1 pseudogene is annotated in these 244 nt (G+C 52.9%); it reads right to left on the bottom strand.

Annotated features, from left to right (window positions below):
• A pseudogene (locus QN379_RS23565) lies at positions 1 to 244 on the bottom strand (hypothetical protein); the annotation flags it as partial.

The raw sequence follows: 244 nt of genomic DNA, 5'->3' as shown, positions 1-244 counted from the left end.
AGGTCGCGCACTTTGCCTGCGCCTTGCATATCGGGCAGGTCTTTGACGTTATCGGCAATCACGACTTCATCAGTAAACTCCCGATGGAAGGCGTCTTCTTCAAAATTCACGTCACCCATGTTGCCGGTGCTGCCGTCCGTTTTGGTATACGTGCCTTGGTCGGCTAACTGGTTGCCATTGGCGAGTGTTTGGTTGTGTGATTTTTTGTTGACGTTGAGGCTGGCGATGCCGAGTTGGTCCAGTG

This window comes from Glaciimonas sp. Gout2 (assembly GCF_035018905.1).
GTDB lineage: Bacteria > Pseudomonadota > Gammaproteobacteria > Burkholderiales > Burkholderiaceae_D > Glaciimonas.
The sequence above is the reverse complement of the archived record's forward strand: the minus strand, read 5'-3'. Positions and strand labels throughout refer to the sequence as shown.